Below are 23,350 nucleotides of genomic sequence, written 5' to 3' on the forward strand. Positions count from 1 at the left end.
GGTTGGCGTTGTCGAACGGGTTGAGCATGCCGACCAGCACGGCGCCGGGCTGCATCAGCTGCAGCTCGTCGGCGTCGGGCGCGGCGACCTTGAGCACCAGGCCGGCGCCGAGGGCCTCGGCGGCCGAGCCGATGCGTGCGCCGGCGGCGACATAGGCGTCATCCGGGATGCTGGCGGCGACGCCGGCACCGGCCTGGACGAGCACCTGGTGGCCCTGGGCGACGAGTTTCTTGACCGTTTCCGGCGTGGCGGCCACACGGGTTTCCCCGGCGTGGGTTTCGAGCGGTATACCGATTTGCATGAGCAAATCTCTCCATTGGCAAGCGAAATTGTTGTTGTTCGTTGCTCCCGCAGGACGCCAGATCCGCTGGCTAGAGGGGTCGACGCGCGCTGCGCGGACCTCTGGCGGGGCTATATGGCGCCGGATTGTGCCGGGGTGGCGGTTGTCGTTCAACTGTTTTGGAGTGAGTTGAGACGAAAATTGCAAGTCGACTTTGGCCGAAATGATGGGTTTTTCAGCCGAAGGTAGTAGGCGGGCGGACGGTTTGCTTTACAGTTTATATTGATATATATTGTTTTTCGGCTAACTGTATGGAGTCGCCATGCCCCTCGCCGCGACCGATTTCGCCCGCCTGCGCGCCAATGCCGATGCCGCCAGCCAGCTGCTCAAGGTGCTGGCCAACCCGGATCGCCTGCTGCTGCTGTGCCAGCTGGCCGAAGGCGAGCGCAATGTCGGCGAGCTGCAGGAGGCGCTGGGCATCGTCCAGCCGACCCTGTCGCAGCAGCTCGGCGTGCTGCGCCGCGAGGGGCTGGTGGCCACCCGCCGCGACGGCAAGCAGATCCACTACCGCATCGCCAGTCCCGCCGCCCTGGCGCTGATCCACACCCTGTACCTGCAGTTCTGCTCGGAGGAACGACCATGACCATCGACTGGGCCCACTTCACCCCCTGGAGCGCCCTCGCCGGCGGCATCCTGCTCGGCCTGGCGACCGGCCTGTTCGTGCTGGCCAACGGCCGCATCGCCGGGATCAGCGGGCTGCTCGGCAGCCTGCTCAACCCGAAGGCCAGCGGCCGGCTGGACAGCCTGCTGTTCGTCGGCGGCCTGCTGCTCGCCCCCTGGCTGTGGCAGGCGTTCGCCGCGCTGCCGGCCATCGAGATGCAGGCCGACGTGCCGGGTCTGCTGCTGGCCGGCCTGCTGGTCGGCTTCGGCGCGCGGCTGGGCTCCGGCTGCACCAGTGGCCACGGCATCTGCGGGCTGTCGCGGCTGTCGCCGCGCTCGCTGATCGCCACCCTGTGCTTCATGGGCACCGGCTTCGCCACCGTCTTCGTCGTCCGCCACCTGATCGGAGCCTGAGCATGAACCGTCTGACCGCCTTCCTCGCCGGCCTGCTGTTCGGCCTCGGCCTGCTGCTGGCCGGCATGGCCGACCCGGCCAAGGTGCTGGCCTTCCTCGATCTGGCCGGCAGCTGGGATCCGTCGCTGGCCTTCGTCATGGGCGGCGGCATCGCTGCCGCGCTGCTGCCGTTCACCCTGGCCAAGCGTCGCCAGCAGTCGCTGACCGGCTGCCCGATGCAGCTGCCGAGCAAGCGCGAGCCGGACCGCCAGCTGGTGATCGGCAGCCTGATCTTCGGCATCGGCTGGGGCATCGCCGGCATCTGCCCGGGGCCGGCGGTGGTGGTGCTGGGCAGCGGCAACGCCGCCATCCTGCCGTTCGTCATCGCCATGCTGGCGGGCATGGGCCTGTATCGCTGGTACGAAAGTCGCCGGGTGTGAACCCGGCGGGGCTGCCTGTTGCCCCCGCAGCGGCTACTCTAGAGCCTCTGCCGGCCCGGGGCCGGCTCTTCGTGATCATGCTGCAAGGAAAGGGAGAACACCGATGATGAACAAACTGATGGCCTGCACCGCCGGTCTGCTGCTGGCGGGGACCGCCAGCCTGGCCGTGGCCCAGGTCAGCCCGGAAGACCAGATCGAGTTCCGCAAGGCCGGCTACAGCTTCATGTCGTGGAACATGGGCAAGATCAAGGCGCAGGTCGTCGAGGGCTCGGTGCCCTACGACCAGGCGCAGGTCGCCGCCGCCGCCAACGCCATCGCCGGCATCGCCAACTCGGGCATGGGTGCGCTGTACGGTCCGGGCACCGAGCAGTCGGTGGGCGCGCAGAAGACCCGCGTCAAGCCGGAGTTCTTCACCCAGAAGGAGGAGGTCGCCAAGGTGGCCATCGCCTTCAACCAGGCCGCCAACAACCTGGCCAAGGTCGCCGCCGGCGGCGACAAGGCTGCCATCGCCCAGGCTTTCGGCGAGGTGGGCAAGAGCTGCAAGGGCTGCCACGACAAGTTCCGCATGGACGAATGACCGACGCACGGCTGACATGAAAAGGGCGACCCGCGGGTCGCCCTTTTCGTTACCAAGCCGGAGTGCTCTGCGCCGGTGGCGGCGGAGGCGTCGGAATCCAGCTGCCGTTGGCAGCCCAGATCGCGCCGCCGGCGAAGGCCAGGGCGACCACCAGCGCCGGCAGGCTGCCGCCGCTGGCCGGCTTGACCGGCCGCGCGGCCGGCACCCGGCGCTTGCCGTGGAGCATGGCCTCGACCAGGTTCTCGCCGCGCACCAGGCGGTAGAACAGCAGCGCCGCCAGATGCAGGACGATCAGCGCGACCACCAGCCACAGGCCCTGGCGGTGCAGGCCGGTCAGCCTGCTGCTGGTGGCGCTGTCGACCAGGCGGTACAGCGGGCCGGTGAAGGCGATGTCGTCGTTGGCCACCAGGCCGCTGCCGACCTGGAAGCCGAGGGCGGCGAGCATGGCCAGCACCGACAGCCAGCCCAGCGGGTTGTGGCCGCCGCCGTGCCACTCGCCGCGCAGGTAGGCCGGCAGGCTCTGCGGCAGGTGCAGCACCTGGCCGAAGCGCACGTAGGTGGAGCCGAGCACGCCCCAGGCCAGGCGGAAGGCCAGCAGGCCGGCGATGAGCAGGCCCAGGCGGCCGTGCCAGACCATCCAGTTGCCGCCGACCCAGCCGGTGGCGAGGGCGGCGGCGACGGACAGCGCCAGACTCCAGTGGAAGACGCGGGTGGGCAGGTCCCAGATGCGGATATGCAGGGTCATCAGCGGTTCCTTGCTGGTGAAAGAAAGCGGCGCCCGCTGGGCGCCGCCGGATGCTGCTTCAGACTACCTCAGACTGCACGGGTTCAGGTCGCGGCGCGGCGCCGACGGCTCTGCAGCAGCCAGACCAGACCGAACAGGGCGAAGCCCGGCAGCCAGATCAGCTCCTTGGGCCAGCGCTGGGTGGGCGCGCGCACGTCGAGGATCTGCTGGTCGAACTCCAGGCCGAGGTCGGCGGCCGGGCTGCCGAAGGCGACGTTGTCGATCAGGGTCTTGCCGTCCTGCTCGTAGAGCTGGATGCCCAGCTTGCCGAGGCGCTCCTCGCCACTGGCGCCGTCCGGCACCGGCAGCAGCACGGTGAAGACGCGCGGGTCGCCGATCGCGTCCTCGCCCTGGATGCGCAGGCGCAGGCTGCTGTCCGCCTCGACCTCGCCGAGCGCGCTGGCCAACTGGGCCGGCGGCACCTCGCGGTAGGGGTCGTGCAGCATGTCCATCCAGAAGCCCGGGCGGAACAGGCTGAAGGCGACCAAGAGGAGCAGCAGGCTCTCGTACCAGCGGCTCTTCACCAGGAAGAAGCCCATGGTGGCGGCGGCGAAGACCAGCATGGCCACGGTGGCGACTATGAAGATCAGCACGCCGTGCCAGAAGCTCACGTCGATCAGCAGCAGGTCGGTGTTGAAGATGAACAGGAACGGCAGCGCCGCGGTGCGCAGGCTGTAGAAGAACGCCACCAGGCCGGTCTTGATCGGATCGCCCTTGGACACCGCGGCGGCGGCGAACGAGGCGAGGCCCACCGGCGGGGTGACGTCGGCCATGATGCCGAAGTAGAAGACGAACAGGTGCACGGCGATCAGCGGCACGATCAGGCCGTTCTGCTGGCCGAGGGTGACGATCACCGGCGCCAGCAGGCTGGACACCACGATGTAGTTGGCGGTGGTCGGCAGGCCCATGCCGAGGATCAGGCTGAATACCCCGGTGAGCAGCAGCATCAACAGCAGGTTGCCCATCGACAGCAGCTCGACCAGGTCGGCGAGCACCAGGCCGACGCCGGTCTGCGACACCGCGCCGACGATGATGCCGGCGGCGGCGGTGGCGATGCCGATGCCGATCATGTTGCGCGCGCCGGCGATCAGGCCCTCGCGCAGGTCGACGCAGCCGTCCATGAAGCTGCCGTGGGTCTTGCCGCCGTCGCCGCGCAGCCAGCCGAGCAGCGGGCGCTGGGTGAGCAGGATGACCATCAGCATCACGCTGCCCCAGAACGCCGACAGGCCGGGCGACAGGCGCTCGATCATCAGGCACCAGACCAGCACCACCACCGGCAGCAGGAAGTGCAGGCCGGAGAGCAGCACGGCGCGGGTCTCGGGCAGCACTTCCAGCGGCTTGTCCGGGTCCTCGGCGGGCAGCGGCGGGTTGCTGGCGGCGATCTTCAAGAGGCCCAGGTAGGCCGCCGCGAGCAGCACGGAAACGCCCGGCAGGGCGTAGGCGCCGAGCGCCGGCTTGAGCCAGCCGAGGCCGTAGTAGACCGCCAGCGACAGGCCGGAGATCAGTGCGACGCCGAAGGCGAAGCCGGTCAGGCGACGCAGCCAGGGCTTCGGCTGGCGGCTGCCGATCGGCTGCATGCCGAGCTTCAGCGCCTCGAGGTGGACGATGTAGAACAGCGCGATGTAGGAGATCGCCGCCGGCAGGAAGGCGTGCTTGATGATCTCCACGTAGGGCATGCCGACGTACTCGACCATCAGGAAGGCGGCGGCGCCCATCACCGGCGGCATGATCTGGCCGTTGACCGAGGAGGCCACCTCCACCGCGCCGGCCTTCTCCTTGGAGAAGCCGACCTTCTTCATCATCGGGATGGTGAAGGTGCCGGTGGTGACCACGTTGGCGATCGACGAGCCGGAGATCACCCCGGTCAGCGCTGAGGACACCACCGCCGCCTTGGCCGGGCCGCCGCGCAGGTGGCCGAGCAGGCTGAAGGCCAGCTGGATGAAGTAGTGGCCGGCGCCGGCGCGCTCGAGCAGGGCGCCGAACAGCACGAAGAGGAACACGAAGCTGGTCGACACGCCGAGGGCGATGCCGAACACGCCTTCGGTGGTGATCCACTGGTGGTTGGCCAGCGCGGTGAAGCTCACCCCGCGGTGCGCCAGCAGGTCGGGCATCCACGGGCCGGCGACGCTGTAGACCAGGAACAGCAGGGCGATCACCGCCAGCGCCGGGCCGAGGGCGCGGCGGGTGGCCTCCAGCAGCAGCGGGATGCCGACGCAGGCGGTGACCAGGTCGAGGGTGGTCAGGTTGCCCGGGCGCTGCGCCAGCTGCTCGTAGGCGATGAACAGGTAGGCGGCGCTGGCCGCCGCCGCCAGGCCCATGGCCAGGTCGGTGAGCGGCACGCGGTCGCGCGGCGAGCGGCGGAACGCCGGGTAGACGAGGAAGGCCAGCAGCAGGGCGAAGGCCAGGTGGATGGAGCGGGTCTCGGTGTCGTTGAACACGCCGATGCCGAACACGAACGGCAGCGGCGAGGCGATCCACAGCTGGAACAGCGACCAGGCCAGGGCCAGGCCGGTGATCACCGCGGCCATCGCGCCCGGCGGGGTGCGCGCACCGACGTCCTGGGCGATCAGCTCCTCGGTGGAGAGTTGCTTGTCATGCATGGGATGAACCTGCAGCGGAAAACGGATAACGCCGGAACCCGCGGCCTCGCGGCACGCGGGTTCCGGGTGGAAGCGGCATGGCGGGCGCTACTAGCAGAGTAGCAGCGCCCGGCAAAGGGAATGGTGGCGAGGAGCCGGTTCACGATCTCGCGAGCTAGCGCCAGGCAAGGCGAAATCGGCTGAGGACGCGGAGTTTACGAACTGTAAATGAGCAGTCCGAAGCCGATTTCAACGCAGCATGGCCGACGCGCAGCAGATCGTGGACGGTTCCTTACAGCCAGCCGCGCTCCTTGTAGTACCGCGCGGCGCCCTCGTGCAGCGGGGCGGACAGGCCGACCTTGATCATGTCCTCGGCCTTGAGGTTCTGGAACGCCGGGTGCAGGCGCTGGAAGCGCTCGAGGTTGTCGAACACCGACTTGACCAGCTGGTAGACCACCTCGGGATCGGTCTTGGCGCTGGTGGACAGCACCGCCTTGCCGCCGATCGACGGGGTCGCGGCGTCGTTGCCCTTGTACAGGCCACCGGGGATCTCGGCCTTGGTGTAGTAGCTCTTCTCGGCCAGCAGCTTGTCGATGTCCGGGCCGGTGACCGGCACCAGCACCGCATCGACCGTGGTGGTGGCTTCCTGGATCGCGCCGTTGGGGTGGCCGACGAAGTAGGTCATGGCGTCGATGTTGTTGTCGCTCAGCGCGGCGGCCTGCTCGGCCGGCTTGAGCTCGGCGGCGAGGGCGAAGGCCGACTTGTCCCAGCCCTTCACGCGCAGGATCTCGTCGAGGGTGTCGCGCTGGCCGGAGCCGGGGTTGCCGATGTTGACGCGCTTGCCCTTGAGGTCGTCGAAGCCGGCGATCCTGGCGTCGCGGCGGGCGAGGATGGTGAACACCTCGCTCTGCAGGGAGAACACCGCGCGGATGTCCTCCATCGGGCCTTCGGCCTGGAACGGCGCCTCGCCCTTCATCGCCTTGTACTGGTGATCGGACTGCATGATGCCGAAGTTGAATTCGCCGCTGCGGATGCCGTTGACGTTGGCCACGCCGCCGCCGCTGGCCGGGGCGTTGCACTTGATCTGGTGCTCGGCCGCGCCGCGGTTGAGGAACCGGCAGATCGACTGGCCGGCCACGTAGTAGACGCCGGTCTGGCCGCCGGTGCCGATGGTGACGAACTTGTCCTGTGCCTGAACGGTCCCGCCCAGAGAGAGGCCTGCCAGGGTTGCGGACAGGGCCCATGCCAAGGTTTTGCCTTTCATGGAGGTGCTTCCTTCTTCTGTTTGTTGGATCTGCCGGCGTGCTTGTGGATCGGCGGCAGACCGGCAAGTTTACCTGCAAACGCGAGCGCTTCCGCCGAACGCGGCGGAAAACCCTGCGCAGAGTGTAGAAGGTCGCGGCGCTCCGGGAGGCTACAGCGCCAGCAGCAGCGCGGCGCTGTGCAGGTCGGGCTGGCCGTCGTGGCGCTCGGGGCGGTACTTCATCTGGAAGGCGGCCAGCACGTTGCGGGTGGCCTCGTCCAGCTGGCCGTGCTGCGGCACCGCGTAGCCGATGCGTTCGAGCTGGTGCTGGAACCAGGCGACGTCGGGCACCCGGCCGTCCAGCTGGCGCAGCTTCTCCTGCACCGCGGCGGCCTCGGGCCAGGGGATCAGTCCGGCGGCGGCGAGCTGGCGCCAGGGGAACAGCGGGCCGGGGTCGACCTTGCGCTGCGGAGCGATGTCGCTGTGGCCGACGATGTTGACCGGCGCCACGCCGTGGCGGGCCTGGATGTCCCTGAGCAGGGCGATCAGGCGGTCGATCTGCGCCTGCGGGTAGGGATGCCAGGTGCGTCCGTCCGGGCCATCGGTATAGCCGGGGTTGACGATCTCGATGCCGATCGAGCTGGCGTTGAGCCAGGTGCGGCCGCGCCACTGGCTGTCGCCGGCGTGCCAGGCGCGGCGGTTCTCGTCGACCATGCGGTAGATCCTCCTGCCGTCGGCCGGCAGCAGGTAGTGGGCGCTGACGCCGCCGTGGCTGAGGGTCTGCAGCGAGCGCGGCAGATCGCTGGAGGTGTAGTGGATGACGATGAATTCGACCCGGCTGCTGTGGTCGACCGAGCGCTGGCTGTCGTCGAAGCGCAGGCCGCCGGCGCAGCCGGCGAGCAGCAGGGTGAGGGCGAGGGGGAGCAGGATCTTCATGGCGCGGTGCCGGGTGCGGTGGAGCGGATGCCCAGCATAGCCTGCCGGCGCGCCGGGGCGGACGCTCGAGATGTGAGCGGGTTTATCCGGGCGCTACCACCAGCGGCTGCTGGCGCAGGCCGGCGGGCAGGCGGATGTCCACCGCCACCGGCAGGTGGTCGGAGATCGGCGCATCCAGCACGGCCATGCGCTCCAGGGTCAGCTGCGGGCTGAGCAGGATGTGGTCGATGCAGCGCTGCGGCTGCCAGCTGGGGTAGGTGGCGCAGGTCTGCGGGGCGACCAGACCGAGGCCGCGCAGCGGCGAGTGCTCGAGCAGTTCGGCGGCGTGGGTGTTCATGTCGCCCATCAGCACGCAGTGGCGGTAGCCGTGGATCAGTTCGCGGATGTAGGCCAGCTGGCGGGTGCGCACGCGCGCGCCGAGGGCCAGGTGCATCATCACCACCGCCAGCGCCTCCGGGCCTTCGCCGAAGCGCAGCAGGATGGCGCCGCGGCCGGGCGGGCCGGGCAGCGGGTGGTCCTCCAGCTGCTGCGGGCACAGGCGGCTGAGCAGGCCGTTGCTGTGCTGGGCCAGCGCGCCGAGGTTGCGGTTGAGCTGCTGGTACCAGTAGGGGAAGTTGCCGAGCTGGGCGAGGTGCTCGACCTGGTTGACGTAGTCGGAGCGCAGGCTGCCGCCGTCGACCTCCTGCAGGGCGACCAGGTCGAAGTCGCCGAGCAGCGCACCGATCTGCTGCAGGTTGACCGCCCGCTCGCGGTGCGGCAGCAGGTGCTGCCAGCTGCGGGTCAGGTAGTGGTGGTAGCGGCGGGTGCTGATGCCGACCTGGATGTTGAAGCTGAGCAGGCGCAGGGTTTCGCCGACGGCGACTTCGCCGGCCTGCGGGTTGTGTCGCGCGGCCCGGATGCCGGGCGCGCGCGGGGTGGTCCAGCGCCTGAGCATGGCCGCCGCCGTTACTGGGCGGGGGCTTGCTGGGTCGCGCGTTCCTTGGCGATCAGGTGGTCGGCGACCTGGAGGGCGCCGTTCGGGCCGCCGGCGGTGCCGAGGTCGAAGCGGTACTTGCCGTTGACCACCAGCACCGGCACGCCGGTGATCTGGTAGGCCATGGCCAGCTTCTTGGCCTTCTCCATCTGGCCCTTCACGGCGAAGGAGTTGAAGGTCTTGAGGAAGGCGTCCTTGTCCACGCCCTGGCCGGCGAGGAACTCGGCCATCTCCTCCGGGGTGGCGAGCTTCTTGCCTTCGCGGTGGATGGCGGCGAACACCGCGTCGTGCACCTTGGCCTCGACGCCCATGGCCTCGAGGGTCAGGAACATCTGGCCGTGGACGTTCCACAGGCCGCCGAACAGCGCCGGGATGCGCACGAAGTTGACGTCTTCCGGCAGCTTCTCGGCCCACGGCTGGATGGTCGGCTCGAGCTGGTAGCAGTGCGGGCAGCCGTACCAGAACAGCTCGACCACCTCGATCTTGCCGGGCTGGGCGACCGGCACCGGGCTGCTCAGCTGGACGTACTGCTTGCCGGCCTGGATCTCCTCGGCTGAAACGGTGGCGCCGAACAGGCTGAGGCCGGCCAGAACGGCCGAGAGAATCAGGTTACGCATGCTTGACTCCTGGACAGGATGACGTGGGGCGGCTGGCGGTTGGACACCGGCGGCCGCTGGCGAATTCCACGCGATTGTAGGCGAGACGGGCAAAAAAAAGGGCGGCCATGGCCGCCCTTTTTATGTTGCAGGCTACTGCGGGATCGCTCAGTGCAGACCCTGGATGTAGCTGGACACCGCTTCGATGTCCTTGTTGCTCAGCTTGGCGGCGATGGAGCGCATGATCATGGCGTCGCCGTCGTTGGTGCGGTTGCCTTCGCGGAAGTCGGTCAGCTGCTTGGTCACGTACTGGGCGTGCTGGCCGTTGAGCTGCGGGAAGCCGGCCAGGTCGTTGCCGCGGCCGTCCGGAGCGTGGCAGCCGGTGCAGGCCGGCATGCCCAGTTCCAGGTTGCCGCCGCGGAACAGCGCTTCGCCGCGCGCCACCAGCTTGGGATCGGCCTGGCCGATGCTGCCCTTCTGGCTGGAGAAGTAGGCGGCGATGTCGGCCAGATCCTGGTCGCTCAGGTTGTTGAGCAGGCCGGTCATCTCGATCACGGTACGCTTACCACCCTTGATGTCCTGCATCTGCTTGAGCAGATAGCGCTCGCCCTGGCCAGCCAGTTTCGGGAAATTGGGCGCTGCGCTGTTGCCGTCCGGGCCGTGGCAGGCGCCGCAGACGGCTGCCTTGGTCTGTCCAGCGGTGGCATCGCCGGCGGCATGGGCCACACCGGTCACGCCCAGGGTCAACAGCAGACTCACGAGTAGTTTGTTCATCAGCTAATCCAGCTACGGCTAAAGGTAAGGGGGGTATCGGGATTACTTGGAGGCACTCATCCACTCGATGACGGCCTTGTAGTCCTCGGCGGTGCAGTCCATGCACATGCCGCGCGGCGGCATGGCATTGAAGCCGTTGGTGACGCTTGCGACCAGTGCATCCATACCCTTGGCCAGACGCGGTTCCCAGGCGGCCTTGTCGCCCTTCAGCGGTGCCATGGGCAGTGCGCCGTTGTGGCAGGCGGCACAGGCACGATTGAACACCGCTTCCGGATCCTGGGCGGCCTGCGCGGAGGCGGCGGCAGCAACGAGCGACACAGCAAGCAACAGTTTCTTCATGGTCGACCTCTTCTACATCAGGGGAAAACGGCCCGTCGCTCTGCCGGCGGGGTCCGTCCGCGTGGACACTGAACTTGGGAATAAAGCGCACACAAAATCCGTGGCATTATATACAGGCGACGTCAAAACGGAAACGGAACCGCCGTCAGCGACACTTTGTCGCAGCACCTACCAGCCCCAGCCTGCAACGCGTTGTTGCGCAGGCGCAGAACAGGCCCTCGCCATGTCCGTCAAGAATCCCATCCTCGGTCTGTGTCAGCAGGCCGCCTTCATCAAGAGCGCCGCCCAGGTCGACCAGTGTCCGCCGGACGAGGGCTTCGAGGTGGCCTTCGCCGGGCGCTCCAACGCCGGCAAGTCCAGCGCGCTGAACACCCTGACCCATGCCCGCCTGGCGCGCACCTCGAAGACCCCGGGGCGTACCCAGCTGATCAACTTCTTCCGCCTCGACGACCAGCGCCGCCTGGTCGACCTGCCCGGCTACGGCTACGCCAAGGTGCCGATCCCGCTCAAGCAGCACTGGCAGCGCCACCTCGAGGCCTACCTGGGCAGCCGCCACAGCCTGGTCGGCGTGGTGCTGCTCATGGACATCCGCCATCCGCTCACCGAGTTCGACCTGCTGATGCTCGACTGGGCCAAGGCCAGCTGCCTGCCCATGCACATCCTGCTGACCAAGGCCGACAAGCTGACCTTCGGCGCGGCGAAGAACACCCTGCTCAAGGTGCAGAAGGAGATCCGCCAGGGCTGGGGCGAGGTGGCCAGCGTGCAGCTGTTCTCCGCGCCCAAGCGCCAGGGCATCGAGGATGCGCAGGCCGTGCTGGCCGGCTGGATGGGCCTGCTGGAGGAAGACGAGGCGGTCGCCGAGCAGGCCTGAGGTTTCGCGCAGGCAAAAAAAACCGACCTTCCGTTGGGGGGATGGAAGGTCGGTCATCGAGCCCGGCTGCCAGGGCGGGGCAGGCGGGCGTTCTGCCAACACAGGGTTCTGCAAGGAAACCCATGAGGGGTCTGCCAACCACTCAGAACAATTGACCGCGGCCTGCGCGACAAAGTTCAGCCGTTGGTCGGCTCGGCTCAGTGGGCCTCGTCCCAGTTGCTGCCCACCCCGGCCTCGACCAGCAGCGGCACATCCAGCTGCGCGGCGCCGCTCATGCGCGGCAGCAGGCCGGCCTCGAGTTCCTCCACCTGGTCCTCGCGCACTTCCAGCACCAGTTCGTCGTGCACCTGGAGGATCATCCGCGCATCCAGCCCGGACTCCTGCAGCCAGGCGTCCACCGCCACCATGGCGCGCTTGATGATGTCCGCCGCGGTGCCCTGCATCGGCGCGTTGATCGCCGTGCGCTCGGCGGCCTTGCGCATGGCGCCGTTCTTCGAGTGGATCTCCGGCAGGTACAGGCGGCGGCCGAACAGGGTCTCGACGTAGCCCTGCGCCGCGGCCTGCTCGCGGGTGCGTTCCATATAGGCCAGCACGCCGGGATAGCGGGCGAAGTAGCGGTCGATGTAGGCCTGCGCCTGCTTGCGCTCGACGCCGATCTGTTTGGCCAGGCCGAAGGCGCTCATGCCGTAGATCAGGCCGAAGTTGATCGCCTTGGCGCTGCGCCGCTGCTCGGAGCTGACCTGCTCCAGCTCGACGCCGAACACCTCGGCGGCGGTGGCGCGGTGCACGTCGCGGCCGTGGCGGAAGGCGTCCAGCAGGCCCGCGTCCTGGGCCAGGTGGGCCATGATGCGCAGCTCGATCTGCGAGTAGTCGGCGGCCACCAGCCGGTAGCCCGGCGCGGCGACGAAGGCCTGGCGGATGCGCCGCCCTTCGGCGGTGCGGATCGGGATGTTCTGCAGGTTCGGGTCGCTGGAGGACAGCCGGCCGGTGGCGGTCACCGCCTGGTGGTAGCTGGTGTGGATGCGCCCGGTGCGCGGGTTGATCTGCTCGGGCAGCTTGTCGGTGTAGGTGCTCTTCAGCTTGCTGACGCTGCGGTAGTCCATCAGCACCTGCGGCAGTTCGAAACCCTGCTCGGCCAGCTCGGCGAGCACGCTCTCGGCGGTGGAGGCCTGGCCCTTGGCGGTCTTCGACAGCACCGGCAGGCCGAGCTTGTCGTAGAGGATGGCGCCGAGCTGCTTGGGCGAGGCGAGGTTGAATTCCTCGCCGGCCAGCTCGAAGGCCTGACGCTGCAGCTGCTGCATCTTCTCGCCCAGCTCGACGCTCTGCTGGCCGAGCAGCTTGGCGTCGACCAGCGCGCCGTGGCGCTCGATGCGCGCCAGCACCGGCACCAGCGGCATCTCGATCTCGGTCAGCACCTTCGCCAGCGCCGGCACGGCTTCCAGCTTCTGCCACAGGGTCTGGTGCAGGCGCAGGGTGACGTCGGCGTCCTCGGCGGCGTAGGGGCCGGCCTGCTCGAGGGCGATCTGGTCGAAGGTCAGCTGCTTGGCGCCCTTGCCGGCGATGTCCTCGAACTTCACCGTGCTCTGGCCGAGGTACTTGAGCGCCAGGCTGTCCATGTCGTGGCGGGTGGCGGTGGAGTCCAGCACGTAGGACTCCAGCATGGTGTCGAAGGCCACGCCGCGCACCTCGATGCCGCAGCGGGCGAGGATGTTGATGTCGTACTTGGCGTGCTGGCCGACCTTGGCCCTGGCCGGGTCTTCCAGCAGCGGCTTGAGCGCGGCCAGCACCGTGTCGCGGTCCAGCTGCGCGGGTACGCCCATGTAGCTGTGGGTCAGCGGCACGTAGGCCGCCTCAAAGGCGCTGACCGCGAAGGAAATGCCGACCAGCTCGGCCTGCTGGGCGTCGAGGCCGGTGGTCTCGGTGTCGAAGGCGAACAGCTCGGCCGCCTCGAGCTTTTCCAGCCAGGCGTCGAACTGCGCCTGTTCCAGCACGATCTCGTAGCGGGTCTCGGGCGCAGCCGCGGCTTCTGTGGCAGTGGCAGTCGCCGCGCCGCCTTCGGCGGGAGCGCCGGACGCCGGAGTGCCGGCCACCGGAGTGCCGGCCACCGGAGTGCCGGCCACCGGTACGCCGGCGGCCTTCGCCTCGCGCAGCAGCTCGTCCAGCCAGCTCCTGAACTCCAGGGTGCGGTACAGCTCGATCAGTGCCGGGCGGTCGGCTTCGCCCGGGTGCAGGTCGTCGAGGGCGACGTCCAGCGCCACGTCGGTCTTGATGGTCGCCAGCCGGTAGGACAGGTAGGCCATCTCGCGGTGCTCCTCGAGCTTGGCCGGCAGCGACTTGGCGCCGCGGATCGGCAGCGCCGGCACCTGCTCGAGGCTGGAATAGATCAGGTCGAGGCCGCCGCCGAGGCCCTGCAGCAGGCCCAGCGCGGTCTTCTCGCCGACCCCGGGCACGCCGGGGATGTTGTCGACCTTGTCGCCCATCAGCGCCAGGTAGTCGATGATCAGCTCCGGGCCGATGCCGAACTTGGCCACCACGCCGTCGCGGTCCAGGTAGGTCGGCGGGTTGGTCATGGTGTTGACCAGGCTGATGTGGCCGTCGACCAGTTGGGCCATGTCCTTGTCGCCGGTGGAGATCAGCACCGGGCGGTCGGCGGCGGCGCTGGAGCGCGCCAGGGTGCCGATCACGTCGTCGGCCTCCACGCCCTCGATGCACAGCAGCGGCAGGCCGAGGGCGCGCACGCAGGCGTGCAGCGGCTCGATCTGCACGCGCAGGTCGTCGGGCATCGGCGGGCGATGCGACTTGTAGTGCTCGAACAGCTCGTCGCGGAAGGTCGGACCCTTGGCGTCGAACACCACGGCGAACGGGCTGTCCGGGTACTGGCGGCGCAGCGACAGCAGCATGTTCAGCACGCCCTTGACCGCCCCGGTGGGCAGGCCGGCGGAGGTGTGCAGCGGCGGCAGGGCGTGGAAGGCGCGGTACAGGTAGGAGGAACCGTCCACCAGGACGAGAGGGGCTAGACTCATGGGGAAATCGACTCTTCGGCGATGCGACCGGGTAAGATGGCTGTATCGATGACTGCAAAGGGACAAGGTTACCACCATGCGCGCAATCAACCGTCTGCTGCTCGTTGGCCTGCTGGCCGCCGCCCCGCTGGCCGCCGTTGCCCAGGACGAGGCGCCGAGCGGCGAACCGGACGTGACCATCCGCCAGGAAGGCGACAAGACCATCCAGGAATACCGCATCAACGGCTTCCTCTACGCCATCAAGGTCACCCCCAAGGTCGGCAAGCCGTACTTCCTGGTGCGCGCCGACGGCGACAGCAACTTCATCCGCTCGGACAACCCGGACATGCTGATCCCGCAGTGGGAGATCTTCCGCTGGTAAGCCGCTGAGTCCCGATCGAGGAGGCCCCATGTCCGTCTTCACCCCGCTTGAGCGTCACGAGCTGGAAGCCTTCCTCGCTCCCTACGGGCTGGGCCGCCTGCTGGCGTTCCAGGGCATCGCCGCCGGCACCGAGAACAGCAACTTCTTCGTCAGCCTGGAGCGCGGCGAGTACGTGCTGACCCTGGTCGAGCGCGGCCCGCGCGAGGGCCTGGGCTTCAGCGTCGCCCTGCTCGACGTGCTGCACGGCGCCGGCCTGCCGGTGCCCTTCGCCCTGCGCACCGCCGACGGCACCGCCATCGGCGAACTGGCCGGCCTGCCGGCGCTGCTGCAGCCGCGCCTGCCCGGCCACCACGTCGGCCTGCCCAATGCGCACCAGTGCCGGGCGGTCGGCGAGCTGCTGGCGCGCCTGCACCTGGCCACCCGCGACGCGATCATCGAGCGGCCGAGCGACCGCGGTCTCGACTGGATGCTCGCCGAGGGGCCGCTGCAGGCCCTGCGCCTGGACGACGACGCCCGCCAGTTGCTCAAGGGCGCGCTGGAGGAGCTGGGCCGTCTGCGGCAGCGCCTGGAGGCGCTGCCGGCGGCCAACCTGCACGGCGACCTGTTCCACGACAACGTGCTGTTCGACGGCAACCACCTGTCCGGAGTGATCGACTTCCACAACGCCTGCTCCGGGCCGATGCTCTACGACCTGGCGATCGCCGCCAACGACTGGTGCGTGGAGCCGTGCGGCGAGTTCGACCACCATCGCCTCAATGCCCTGCTCGCCGGCTACGCCGCGCTGCGCCCGTTCGGCGCCGCCGAGGCCGAGCTGTGGCCGGCCATGCTGCGCGTGGCCTGCGTGCGCTTCTGGCTGTCGCGGCTGATCGCCGCCGAGGCCTTCGCCGGCCAGCCCGACGTGCTGGTCAAGGATCCCGAGGAGTTCCGCCGTCTGTTGCAGGCGCGCCAGCGGGTCGAGCCGGGGCAGGGACTGCCGTTCGCCCTGTGACGGGCGGGGCCGCTCAGCCGAGATAGGTCGTCCGCCACTGCTGCAGCCGTGCATGCAGCTGCTGGTGGCGGCCGGTGCCCATGACCTTTTCCTCGTGCGCGGCGAAGGCCTGCTGCAGCGCCGCCAGGACCGGCTCGTCGAGCAGGCGTTCGGTCATGGAGAACAGTGCGGCATTCTCCTTGCCGATGTGCGCGCGCAGGTGGCCGGCGTAGGCCGTGGCGGCGGCGGCGAAGTCTGCGCCCGGCCGCCGGCTGCAGGCCTGCGCCATGGCCTGGACCAGGGCGCGGCCCTGGATGTGCTCGGCGTGCAGTTCGTCGATGAAGCCGCCGTGCTCGGCGAGGCCGCCCGCGATCAGCGCGGGGAACAGCAGGGCCTCCTCCTTGCCGTGGTGGCACTGGTCGACGAAGGCGCGCAGGAAATCGAGGAACTCGCCGGCATCCTCGGCCGGCAGCTGGCCCTGCGCGGCCCGTTCGGCCATGCGCTCGAGGACCGGCAGGGCTTCGAGGATGGCGTCGTGCTCGTGCCGGAGTTCGGCGATGACCTGGCTCATGGGGGCTGCTCCGCGGCGGACGGGTCTACTGGGCAGTCTAGGAGCCGGGGGCGGCTTGTCCAGCCGCGAGGGGGGCAGCGCCGGCCACGCCGTTCGGCAGGGGCCGGCGCCGGTGCTTCAGAGCAGCGCCTTGAGGTCGTGCAGGCGGCGCTTGACGGTGGTGCTCAGCTTGCTGAATTCGCCGTGCAGCAGTTCGTGGGCCTCGTCCTGCTTGCCGGCCTGGCTGAGGGTCACCACGCTGGAGGCGGTGTAGTGGAACATCTTGTGGGTGGCCTTGAGGTCCTGGAAGGTCATGTACTGGCCGAGGTGCGCCTCGCCGTCGCCGTAGATCCACTTGCCGAGGTCGCAGCGCTCGTCGCAGCACACCACCTCGGGGCGCAGGTCCTCCTGCGACTTGCCGGTCAGGTAGGTTTCCAGACGCAGCTTCCAGTTGTCGTGGGCCATCACGGCGACGTCGATGTTGAGCGTCTCCGCCGCCTTGATCAGCGCGGCCTGCGCCTCCTGCTTGGCCTTCTCGGTTTCCTTGGAGTGGCTGTCCATCTTGAAGAAGTCGAAGAAGCTCATGGCGGTTGTCCTTTTCCTGGGCGCGCCGCAGCCGGAGGGCGCGACGGGCGGGCTTCCTGGGCGGGCGCTGCCCGGTGGGTGGTGGTGGTGCGTCTGGCATCCATCCTGACACCGCGCGGAGGCCGGGCATTGACCGGGATCAGCCGCGCTCCGGGAATGCTTGGCAGAAGCGGGCGGCGGACAAGGGGAGGGGAAAGGATGGAGGCGCCGCGCACAGGCGGCGCCCGGGGGTCACATCTGCGACTGCAGATAGTTCTCCAGGCCGAGCTTGTCGATCAGGCCGAGCTGGATCTCCAGCCAGTAGGCGTGGTCTTCCTCGGTGTCGTGCAGCTGCTTCTCGAGGATCTCGCGGGTGACGTAGTCCTGGTGCTGCTCGCACAGGGCGATGCCCTTGGCCAGCGCGGCGCGCACCTCGTACTCCAGCGCCAGGTCGGTCTTGAGCATCTCCGGCACGGTCCTGCCGACCCGCACGGCGTCGGGGGTCATGTCCGGCACGCCCTCGAGGAACAGGATGCGCTGCAGCAGGGCGTCGGCGTGCTCGGTTTCCTCGACCATCTCGTGGTCGAGCCGCTCGTAGAGCCTGGTGAAGCCCCAGTCCTGGTACATGCGCGAGTGCACGAAGTACTGGTCGCGGGCGGCCAGCTCGCCCTTGAGCAGGGTCTTCAGGTAGTCGATGACGGCGGTGTGACCTTTCATGGCGGGGCATCCTGGAGCGTGAAGGAGCCTATGTTCGCCCCGTGGCGGCAGGGGATCAACCGAATATAGCCGCTGCGGGCGGGCCTGCGCGCGCGTGCCGCGCCATCCGTCAGGAAGCGGCGCGCTCCTCTTCGGCGGACTTCTGCGCTGCGCCCACCGCGCGGCCCAGCGCCGCATGCCGCGGCAGCAGCCACAGGCACCAGGCGAACAGCAGGGCGCCGGCACCGGCCAGGGTGGCGGGGGCGCCGAGGCGGGTGGCGAGCAGGCCGGCGCACAGCCCGCCGAGCGCCTCGAAGCCGAAGCGGCAGGCGATGTAGAAGGACACCACGCGGCCGCGCAGCGCGTCCGGGGCCAGGCCCTGGATGAGGATGTTGGTGCCGACGTTGGCGCAGGTCAGGCCGAAGCCCAGCACGGCCATGGCGGCCAGCGCCAGCGGCAGGACGGTGCTGGCGGCGAACACCAGCAGGGCGCAGGCGCTCAGCGCGCTGGCGGCGAGGATCAACTGCACCTGACCGGCGGTGGAACGGCGGCTGGCGAGCAGCAGCGAGCCGAGCAGGGCGCCGCCGCCGGCGGCGCCCCACAGCCAGCCGAGGGTGGCGGCGTCGCCGGCGAACACGTCCTTGGCGAACACCGGCAGCAGCACCGCGTAGCAGGAGGCGGCGAAGTTGACCACCATCACGCCGAGCATCAGCTGGCGCACCGTGGCCTGGCCGAGCACGTAGTCGAGGCCCTGGCGGAACACCGCACCCATCGAGCCGCGTGCCGGCGGCGGGGCGTCGATGCGCATGCGCAGCAGGCCGATCAGCAGGGCGAGGAAGGACAGCGCGTTGAGGGCGAAGCACAGCGCCTCGCCGGTCAGGCCGAGCAGCAGGCCGGCCAGCGGCGGGCCGAGGAAGCGCGAGGCGTTGACCAGCATGGCGTTGAGCGCCAGGGCGTTGGGCAGGTCGTCGCGGTCGCCGACGAAGCTGCTCATCAGCGCCTGGCGCAGCGGCGTGTCGAAGGCGCCGAGCACGCCGAGCAGCGCGGCCATCGCCACCAGCAGCGCCGGGCCGATCCATTCCAGTGCGGTCAGCGCGGCGAGCAGAGCGGCCTGCACGGCGAGCGCCGCCTGGCTGGCGATCAGCAGGCGGCGCTTGTCGCGGCGGTCGATCCAGGCGCCGATCAGCGGGCCGAGCAGCAGCTGCGGCAGCAGGCTGAGGAAGCTGGTCAGGCCGAGCAGGGCGGCCGAGCCGGTCAGCCGGTAGACCAGCCAGGCCAGTGCCACCTGCTGGATCCAGTTGCCGAGGATCGACACCAGGTGGCCGGTGAAGTACAGGCGGTAGTTGCGGTGGCGCAGGGCGCGCACGGCATGGGGCCAGCGCATGGCGCCGGCGGCGGGGGAACTGCTCACGGGAAGGAATCGCAACCGGATGTGTCGGCGCCACAGCTTAGCGGCGCCGGCGGGTTTTGTCCCCCGGATCGCCCGGCAGGCCCGCCAGGGCGCGCTGCAGAGCGGCGCCGTCGCGCCGGCGGCGATTGCGAGCGGGCGGAGTCTCGGTCGATACTCCGCGCAACGCCCCAGGGAGGGGCCGGACAACGACACCGAGAACCTGCCATGAGCGAGCCTGCACCCCCCGCCAGCCCTTGCGCGCCGGCCCCGTCGCCGCCGCCGTCCGCGGCGCAGCGCATCGAGGAGCTGGGCGGCGATCCGACCTTCATGACCTCGCTGGCGCGCGGCCTGGCGGTGATCGACGCCTTCCACGAGCGCAAGCGCCAGCTGACCATCGCGCAGATCAGCCACCGCACCGGCATCCCGCGCGCCGCGGTGCGCCGCTGCCTGCTCACCCTGGCCCGGCTCGGCTACGTCGGCAGCGACGACGGGCGCACCTACGCGCTGCTGCCCAAGGTGCTCACCCTCGGCCACGCCTACCTGTCGTCGACGCCGCTGGCGGTCAGCGCCCAGCCGTTCCTTGACCGCCTCAGCGAGCAGCTGCGCGAGGCCTGCAGCCTGGCCACCCTGGAGGGCAGCGAGGTGCTCTACCTGGCCTGCACCGCCACCGCGCAGCGCTTCCTGTCGGTGGAGATCCGCGTCGGCACCCGCCTGCCGGCCTACTGCACCTCGCTGGGCCAGGTGCTGCTCGCCGCGCTGGACGAGGCCTGCCTGGACGAGTACCTGGCCGGCGCCACCCTGGCGGCGCGCACCAGCCGCACCCTGTGCGAGCCGCAGGCGCTGCGCGAACGGCTGGCCGAGGTGCGCGCGCAGGGCTGGTGCTTCATCGACCAGGAGCTGGAGGCCGGGCTGCGCTCGATCGCCGTGCCGGTGCACGACGGCGAGGGCCGGGTGCTGGCGGCGATGAGCGTCAGCGGCCATGCCTCGCGGGTGTCCCGCGCCGAGCTGGAGGGCCGCTACCTGCCAGCCCTGCAGGCGGCCAGCCGCGAGCTGGGCGCGCAGCTGCTGCGCTGAAAAGTGGGCGATTACCGCCCGCGGCTCTGTCCGGCGCCCGGGCAATCCCTTAGTGTGCGCGCGGTCTTTGCCGGTCGTCGCGCGCGACGCCATGCGACCTCCGTGGTGGTTGTCGCCGCGGCCGGCTTGTGGATCAATGCAGAATCAAGGGCGGCCCCGTGGTCCCAACCGCCCAGCGTCACCATAAAAACTACAAGAGCACCGTGAGCCATGGACTGTCGTCTGCTGAACGAGAAGAGTCTGGTTTTCGCCCAGGCCGATCCCCATGCGGTGTCGGACTACGTCAACCAGCATGTCGGTTCCCACCGCATCTGCCTGCCGCGCAGCGGTCACCCCGAGGCGAGTCTCAACCACCGTGCCTTCGGCAGTCTGGACCTGTGCCAGATCAGCTACGGCAGCCGCGTGCAGGTCACCTCGCCGGCGCTGGAGACCCTCTATCACCTGCAGATCCTCCTGCGCGGCCACTGCCTGTGGCGCGGGCGCGGCGAGGAGCACTACTTCACCCCCGGCGAGCTGCTGCTGATCAATCCCGACGATCCGGTCGACCTGACCTACTCGGACGACTGCGAGAAGTTCATCGTCAAGCTGCCGGCCACCTTCCTCGACAAGGCCTGCAGCGAGAACCAGTGGCACCACGGCGGCGCGGGCGTGCGCTTCACCCCGCGCCATCGCCTCGAGCAGCTCGACGGCTTCATCAACCTGCTGAGCCTGGTCTGCCAGGAGGCCGAGGCCGAGCAGAGCATCCCCCAGGTGCAGGAGCACTACGCCAAGATCATCGCCAGCAAGCTGCTCGGCCTGCCCGGCAGCAACGTCAGCCGCGAGCCGATCGCGGCCGGCTGCCCGTCGTTCGAGCGGCTGGTCGAGTTCATCGAGCGCAACCTCAAGCAGGACATCACCCTCGAGCAACTGGCCGAGCTGGCGCACATGAGCCAGCGCTCGCTGTACGCGCTGTTCGACCGCCATGCCGGCACCACGCCCAAGCACTTCATCCGCCAGCGCAAGCTGGAGCAGATCCACGCGCGGCTGAGCGACCCGCGTGCCGCGGTGCGCAACGTCACCGAGATCGCCCTCGACTACGGCTTCCTGCACCTCGGCCGCTTCTCCGAGTGCTACAAGAGCACCTTCGGCGAGCTGCCCTCCGACACCCTGCGCCGCCGCAACTGAGTCCCCGTCCCGCGGCGGGTGCCTGCCCGCCGCGTCCTCCTCCCGTCCTCCTGCTGCTGCGCCGCCCTGCGCGGCCCGCCGCCGTCCGTTTCCCGCACGCCGTGCAGAAAGCGGATAGCGATCATGCAGAAAGCGGATATTGCCCCGACCCGCCGGGGCTTAGCCTGCACTCCACAGTACAAAAACAACAACGGAGAGCGCAGACATGTCCGTGGGACCCGAGTACCTGAATTCCCTGCTGGAAGAAGACCAGGAAAAGGGCATCTACCGCTGCAAGCGGGAGATGTTCACCGATCCGGTGCTGTTCGAGATGGAGATGAAGCACATCTTCGAAGGCAACTGGATCTACCTGGCGCACGAGAGCCAGATTCCCGAGAAGAACGACTACTACACCGTGACCATGGGCCGTCAGCCCGTGTTCATCGCCCGCAACCGCGCCGGCGAACTCAACGCCTTCATCAACGCCTGCAGCCACCGCGGCGCCACCCTGTGCCGCTTCAAGAGCGGCAACAAGGCCACCTACACCTGCCCGTTCCACGGCTGGACCTTCGACACCAACGGCAAGCTGCTCAAGGTCAAGGATCCGATCGAGGCCGGCTACCCGGACAGCTTCAACTGCAGCGGCTCCCACGACCTGAAGAAGATCGCCCGCTTCGAGTCGTACCGCGGTTTCCTGTTCGGCAGCCTGAACGCCGACGTGGTGCCGCTGGTCGAGCACCTCGGCGAGTCGGCGAAGATCATCGACATGATCGTCGACCAGTCGCCGGAAGGCCTGGAAGTGCTGCGTGGCTCGAGCACCTACGTGTTCGAGGGCAACTGGAAGCTGCAGGCCGAGAACGGCGCCGACGGCTACCACGTCACCGCCACCCACTGGAACTACGCGGCCACCCAGGGCAACCGCAAGGAAAAGGATGCCGGCGACGACATCCGCGCCATGAGCGCCGGCGGCTGGGCCAAGAAGGGCGGCGGCTTCTACTCCTTCGAGAATGGCCACCTGCTGCTGTGGACCCGCTGGGACAACCCGGAAGACCGTCCGCTGTACGAGCGCCGCGAGCAGCTGGCCGCGGACGTCGGCCAGGCCCGCGCCGACTGGATGATCCAGAACTCGCGCAACCTGTGCCTGTACCCGAACCTGTACCTGATGGACCAGTTCAGCTCGCAGCTGCGCATCGCCCGGCCGATCGCCGTCGACAAGACCGAAGTCACCATCTACTGCATCGCGCCCAAGGGCGAGAGCGCCGAGGCCCGCGCCCACCGCATCCGCCAGTACGAGGACTTTTTCAACGTCAGCGGCATGGCCACCCCGGACGACCTCGAGGAATTCCGCGCCTGCCAGGAAGGCTTCAACGGCCGCGCCGCGCCGTGGAACGACATGTCCCGCGGGGCCAAGCACTGGATCGAGGGCGCCGACGAGGCCGCCAGGGAAATCCAGCTCAAGCCGCTGCTCAGCGGTGCGCGCGCCGAGGACGAAGGCCTGTTCGTGGTCCAGCACCGTCACTGGCTGGCCACCATGCAGAAAGCCGTCGAACAAGAACAACAGAACCTGATCCACGTGGAGGCCGGGCAATGAGCATCTCCTACGAAGCCGTACGCGATTTCCTCTACCAGGAAGCCCGCTTCCTCGACGACAAGGACTGGGACAGCTGGCTCGAGCTGTACGCCGAGGACGCCAGCTTCTGGGTGCCGGCCTGGGACGACAACGACCAGCTGACCGAGGATCCGCAGAAGGAAATCTCGCTGATCTGGTACGGCCGCCGCGCCGGCCTGGAAGACCGCATCTTCCGCATCCGTACCGAGCGTTCCAGCGCGAGCATCCCGGACACCCGCACCTCGCACAACATCAACAACATCGAGATCGTCGAGCAGGGCGAGGGCTACTGCAAGGTGCGCTTCAACTGGCACACCCTGAGCTTCCGCTACAAGACCGTGGACCAGTACTACGGCACCAGTTTCTACACCCTCGACACCCGCGGCCCGAACCCGCTGGTCAAGGAGAAGAAGGTGGTGCTGAAGAACGACTACGTCCGCCACGTGATGGACATCTACCACATCTAAGGAGAAGCGCGCGGGCCGCCCTCGCGGCCCGCAGCGCTCGGCAGCAACCTGCGTGCGCGCA

24 protein-coding genes and 1 pseudogene are annotated in these 23,350 nt (G+C 69.0%); 11 read left to right on the plus strand and 14 right to left on the minus strand.

Annotated elements, in window-relative coordinates:
* A pseudogene (locus E5198_RS12415) lies at positions 1-301 on the minus strand (NAD(P)(+) transhydrogenase (Re/Si-specific) subunit alpha); the annotation flags it as partial.
* 301 nt (positions 302-602) lie between these two features.
* Here E5198_RS12415 and E5198_RS12420 point away from each other — a divergent pair.
* The 4 genes from E5198_RS12420 to E5198_RS12435 all read left to right on the plus strand — a co-directional run bounded on the left by E5198_RS12420 (position 603) and on the right by E5198_RS12435 (position 2,350).
* On the plus strand, positions 603-923 hold the full coding sequence (locus E5198_RS12420) for a helix-turn-helix transcriptional regulator (RefSeq protein ID WP_136490310.1): 321 nt from the start codon (positions 603-605) through the stop codon (positions 921-923).
* Positions 920-1,354, plus strand: a complete 435-nt coding sequence (locus tag E5198_RS12425) for a YeeE/YedE family protein (RefSeq protein WP_136490311.1) — start codon at positions 920-922, stop codon at positions 1,352-1,354. Before E5198_RS12420 ends, E5198_RS12425 begins: the two co-directional genes overlap by 4 nt.
* Before the next feature lie 2 nt (positions 1,355-1,356).
* The gene (locus E5198_RS12430) at positions 1,357-1,773 is read left to right on the plus strand and encodes a YeeE/YedE family protein (RefSeq protein WP_136490312.1); all 417 of its coding nucleotides are present in this window, start codon (positions 1,357-1,359) and stop codon (positions 1,771-1,773) included.
* Between the two features lie 106 nt (positions 1,774-1,879).
* A complete protein-coding gene (locus E5198_RS12435) occupies positions 1,880-2,350 on the plus strand; it encodes a cytochrome c (protein WP_136490340.1) in 471 nt (156 codons plus the stop codon).
* Positions 2,351-2,399: 49 nt separating this feature from the next.
* Here E5198_RS12435 and E5198_RS12440 read toward each other — a convergent pair whose 3' ends face one another.
* From E5198_RS12440 to E5198_RS12475, 8 genes are all read right to left on the minus strand, one after another.
* Complete coding sequence (locus E5198_RS12440; RefSeq protein WP_136490313.1) at positions 2,400-3,095, minus strand: cytochrome b/b6 domain-containing protein; 696 nt, start codon at positions 3,093-3,095, stop codon at positions 2,400-2,402.
* Positions 3,096-3,178: 83 nt separating this feature from the next.
* Positions 3,179-5,734: a TRAP transporter permease gene (locus E5198_RS12445; protein ID WP_136490314.1), complete on the minus strand. Its 2,556-nt coding sequence runs from the start codon at positions 5,732-5,734 to the stop codon at positions 3,179-3,181.
* Between the two features lie 271 nt (positions 5,735-6,005).
* Entirely contained in the window at positions 6,006-6,977 is a 972-nt protein-coding gene (locus E5198_RS12450; protein WP_136490315.1) for a TAXI family TRAP transporter solute-binding subunit, read from the minus strand.
* A gap of 150 nt (positions 6,978-7,127) precedes the next feature.
* Positions 7,128-7,892, minus strand: a complete 765-nt coding sequence (locus E5198_RS12455; RefSeq protein ID WP_136490316.1) for an N-acetylmuramoyl-L-alanine amidase — start codon at positions 7,890-7,892, stop codon at positions 7,128-7,130.
* An 82-nt stretch (positions 7,893-7,974) separates the two neighbouring features.
* The gene (locus E5198_RS12460; protein ID WP_136490317.1) at positions 7,975-8,826 is read right to left on the minus strand and encodes an endonuclease/exonuclease/phosphatase family protein; all 852 of its coding nucleotides are present in this window, start codon (positions 8,824-8,826) and stop codon (positions 7,975-7,977) included.
* Between the two features lie 11 nt (positions 8,827-8,837).
* Entirely contained in the window at positions 8,838-9,482 is a 645-nt protein-coding gene (locus tag E5198_RS12465; RefSeq protein WP_136490318.1) for a thiol:disulfide interchange protein DsbA/DsbL, read from the minus strand.
* A gap of 147 nt (positions 9,483-9,629) precedes the next feature.
* Complete coding sequence (locus E5198_RS12470) at positions 9,630-10,235, minus strand: cytochrome c (RefSeq protein ID WP_136490319.1); 606 nt, start codon at positions 10,233-10,235, stop codon at positions 9,630-9,632.
* 42 nt (positions 10,236-10,277) lie between these two features.
* On the minus strand, positions 10,278-10,574 hold the full coding sequence (locus E5198_RS12475) for a cytochrome c5 family protein (protein ID WP_136490320.1): 297 nt from the start codon (positions 10,572-10,574) through the stop codon (positions 10,278-10,280).
* Between the two features lie 223 nt (positions 10,575-10,797).
* Here E5198_RS12475 and yihA point away from each other — a divergent pair, with 223 nt between their 5' ends.
* Complete coding sequence (gene yihA / locus E5198_RS12480; RefSeq protein WP_136490321.1) at positions 10,798-11,445, plus strand: ribosome biogenesis GTP-binding protein YihA/YsxC; 648 nt, start codon at positions 10,798-10,800, stop codon at positions 11,443-11,445.
* 197 nt (positions 11,446-11,642) lie between these two features.
* Here the strand turns inward: yihA and polA are convergent, their stop codons facing one another.
* Positions 11,643-14,468, minus strand: coding sequence for a DNA polymerase I (gene polA, locus E5198_RS12485; RefSeq protein ID WP_136490322.1), 2,826 nt, complete (start codon positions 14,466-14,468; stop codon positions 11,643-11,645).
* 76 nt (positions 14,469-14,544) lie between these two features.
* Between polA and E5198_RS12490 the strand changes: the two genes are divergently transcribed.
* Both E5198_RS12490 and E5198_RS12495 read left to right on the plus strand, forming a co-directional pair.
* Complete coding sequence (locus tag E5198_RS12490; protein WP_136490323.1) at positions 14,545-14,829, plus strand: DUF2782 domain-containing protein; 285 nt, start codon at positions 14,545-14,547, stop codon at positions 14,827-14,829.
* Between the two features lie 28 nt (positions 14,830-14,857).
* Positions 14,858-15,817, plus strand: a complete 960-nt coding sequence (locus tag E5198_RS12495; RefSeq protein ID WP_136490324.1) for a homoserine kinase — start codon at positions 14,858-14,860, stop codon at positions 15,815-15,817.
* Positions 15,818-15,830: 13 nt separating this feature from the next.
* Here the strand turns inward: E5198_RS12495 and E5198_RS12500 are convergent, their stop codons facing one another.
* From E5198_RS12500 to E5198_RS12515, 4 genes are all read right to left on the minus strand, one after another.
* Entirely contained in the window at positions 15,831-16,367 is a 537-nt protein-coding gene (locus E5198_RS12500; RefSeq protein WP_136490325.1) for a hemerythrin domain-containing protein, read from the minus strand.
* Between the two features lie 117 nt (positions 16,368-16,484).
* A complete protein-coding gene (locus E5198_RS12505) occupies positions 16,485-16,931 on the minus strand; it encodes a CZB domain-containing protein (RefSeq protein ID WP_136490326.1) in 447 nt (148 codons plus the stop codon).
* A gap of 231 nt (positions 16,932-17,162) precedes the next feature.
* Positions 17,163-17,627 (minus strand): bacterioferritin, encoded by a 465-nt coding sequence (gene bfr, locus E5198_RS12510; RefSeq protein ID WP_136490327.1) that lies wholly within the window; start codon positions 17,625-17,627, stop codon positions 17,163-17,165.
* Between the two features lie 109 nt (positions 17,628-17,736).
* Positions 17,737-18,990, minus strand: coding sequence for an MFS transporter (locus E5198_RS12515; protein WP_136490341.1), 1,254 nt, complete (start codon positions 18,988-18,990; stop codon positions 17,737-17,739).
* Between the two features lie 231 nt (positions 18,991-19,221).
* Here E5198_RS12515 and E5198_RS12520 point away from each other — a divergent pair, with 231 nt between their 5' ends.
* From E5198_RS12520 to benB, 4 genes are all read left to right on the plus strand, one after another.
* Complete coding sequence (locus E5198_RS12520; protein WP_136490328.1) at positions 19,222-20,070, plus strand: IclR family transcriptional regulator C-terminal domain-containing protein; 849 nt, start codon at positions 19,222-19,224, stop codon at positions 20,068-20,070.
* A gap of 210 nt (positions 20,071-20,280) precedes the next feature.
* A complete protein-coding gene (locus tag E5198_RS12525) occupies positions 20,281-21,234 on the plus strand; it encodes an AraC family transcriptional regulator (protein WP_136490329.1) in 954 nt (317 codons plus the stop codon).
* Positions 21,235-21,439: 205 nt separating this feature from the next.
* Positions 21,440-22,804 (plus strand): benzoate 1,2-dioxygenase large subunit, encoded by a 1,365-nt coding sequence (benA, locus tag E5198_RS12530; RefSeq protein ID WP_136490330.1) that lies wholly within the window; start codon positions 21,440-21,442, stop codon positions 22,802-22,804.
* Entirely contained in the window at positions 22,801-23,289 is a 489-nt protein-coding gene (gene benB / locus E5198_RS12535; RefSeq protein ID WP_136490331.1) for a benzoate 1,2-dioxygenase small subunit, read from the plus strand. Before benA ends, benB begins: the two co-directional genes overlap by 4 nt.
* The last annotated feature ends 61 nt before the right edge of the window (positions 23,290-23,350 follow it).

It is taken from the genome of Pseudomonas sp. A-1 (assembly GCF_004801855.1).
Taxonomy (GTDB): Bacteria; Pseudomonadota; Gammaproteobacteria; order Pseudomonadales; family Pseudomonadaceae; genus Geopseudomonas.

Bases quoted from the DNA above. Each gene is read 5' to 3' on its own strand.
- E5198_RS12500 (WP_136490325.1), bottom strand. From the start codon at position 16,367: ATGAGCCAGGTCATCGCCGAACTCCGGCACGAGCACGACGCCATCCTC.
- polA (WP_136490322.1), bottom strand. From the start codon at position 14,468: ATGAGTCTAGCCCCTCTCGTCCTGGTGGACGGTTCCTCCTACCTGTAC.
- E5198_RS12505 (WP_136490326.1), bottom strand. From the start codon at position 16,931: ATGAGCTTCTTCGACTTCTTCAAGATGGACAGCCACTCCAAGGAAACC.
- bfr (WP_136490327.1), bottom strand. From the start codon at position 17,627: ATGAAAGGTCACACCGCCGTCATCGACTACCTGAAGACCCTGCTCAAG.
- E5198_RS12445 (WP_136490314.1), bottom strand. From the start codon at position 5,734: ATGCATGACAAGCAACTCTCCACCGAGGAGCTGATCGCCCAGGACGTC.
- E5198_RS12435 (WP_136490340.1), top strand. From the start codon at position 1,880: ATGAACAAACTGATGGCCTGCACCGCCGGTCTGCTGCTGGCGGGGACC.
- E5198_RS12495 (WP_136490324.1), top strand. From the start codon at position 14,858: ATGTCCGTCTTCACCCCGCTTGAGCGTCACGAGCTGGAAGCCTTCCTC.
- benB (WP_136490331.1), top strand. From the start codon at position 22,801: ATGAGCATCTCCTACGAAGCCGTACGCGATTTCCTCTACCAGGAAGCC.
- E5198_RS12420 (WP_136490310.1), top strand. From the start codon at position 603: ATGCCCCTCGCCGCGACCGATTTCGCCCGCCTGCGCGCCAATGCCGAT.
- E5198_RS12490 (WP_136490323.1), top strand. From the start codon at position 14,545: ATGCGCGCAATCAACCGTCTGCTGCTCGTTGGCCTGCTGGCCGCCGCC.
- E5198_RS12455 (WP_136490316.1), bottom strand. From the start codon at position 7,892: ATGAAGATCCTGCTCCCCCTCGCCCTCACCCTGCTGCTCGCCGGCTGC.
- E5198_RS12440 (WP_136490313.1), bottom strand. From the start codon at position 3,095: ATGACCCTGCATATCCGCATCTGGGACCTGCCCACCCGCGTCTTCCAC.
- E5198_RS12525 (WP_136490329.1), top strand. From the start codon at position 20,281: ATGGACTGTCGTCTGCTGAACGAGAAGAGTCTGGTTTTCGCCCAGGCC.
- E5198_RS12425 (WP_136490311.1), top strand. From the start codon at position 920: ATGACCATCGACTGGGCCCACTTCACCCCCTGGAGCGCCCTCGCCGGC.
- E5198_RS12465 (WP_136490318.1), bottom strand. From the start codon at position 9,482: ATGCGTAACCTGATTCTCTCGGCCGTTCTGGCCGGCCTCAGCCTGTTC.
- E5198_RS12450 (WP_136490315.1), bottom strand. From the start codon at position 6,977: ATGAAAGGCAAAACCTTGGCATGGGCCCTGTCCGCAACCCTGGCAGGC.
- yihA (WP_136490321.1), top strand. From the start codon at position 10,798: ATGTCCGTCAAGAATCCCATCCTCGGTCTGTGTCAGCAGGCCGCCTTC.
- E5198_RS12475 (WP_136490320.1), bottom strand. From the start codon at position 10,574: ATGAAGAAACTGTTGCTTGCTGTGTCGCTCGTTGCTGCCGCCGCCTCC.
- E5198_RS12430 (WP_136490312.1), top strand. From the start codon at position 1,357: ATGAACCGTCTGACCGCCTTCCTCGCCGGCCTGCTGTTCGGCCTCGGC.
- E5198_RS12460 (WP_136490317.1), bottom strand. From the start codon at position 8,826: ATGCTCAGGCGCTGGACCACCCCGCGCGCGCCCGGCATCCGGGCCGCG.
- benA (WP_136490330.1), top strand. From the start codon at position 21,440: ATGTCCGTGGGACCCGAGTACCTGAATTCCCTGCTGGAAGAAGACCAG.
- E5198_RS12520 (WP_136490328.1), top strand. From the start codon at position 19,222: ATGAGCGAGCCTGCACCCCCCGCCAGCCCTTGCGCGCCGGCCCCGTCG.
- E5198_RS12470 (WP_136490319.1), bottom strand. From the start codon at position 10,235: ATGAACAAACTACTCGTGAGTCTGCTGTTGACCCTGGGCGTGACCGGT.
- E5198_RS12515 (WP_136490341.1), bottom strand. From the start codon at position 18,990: ATGCGCTGGCCCCATGCCGTGCGCGCCCTGCGCCACCGCAACTACCGC.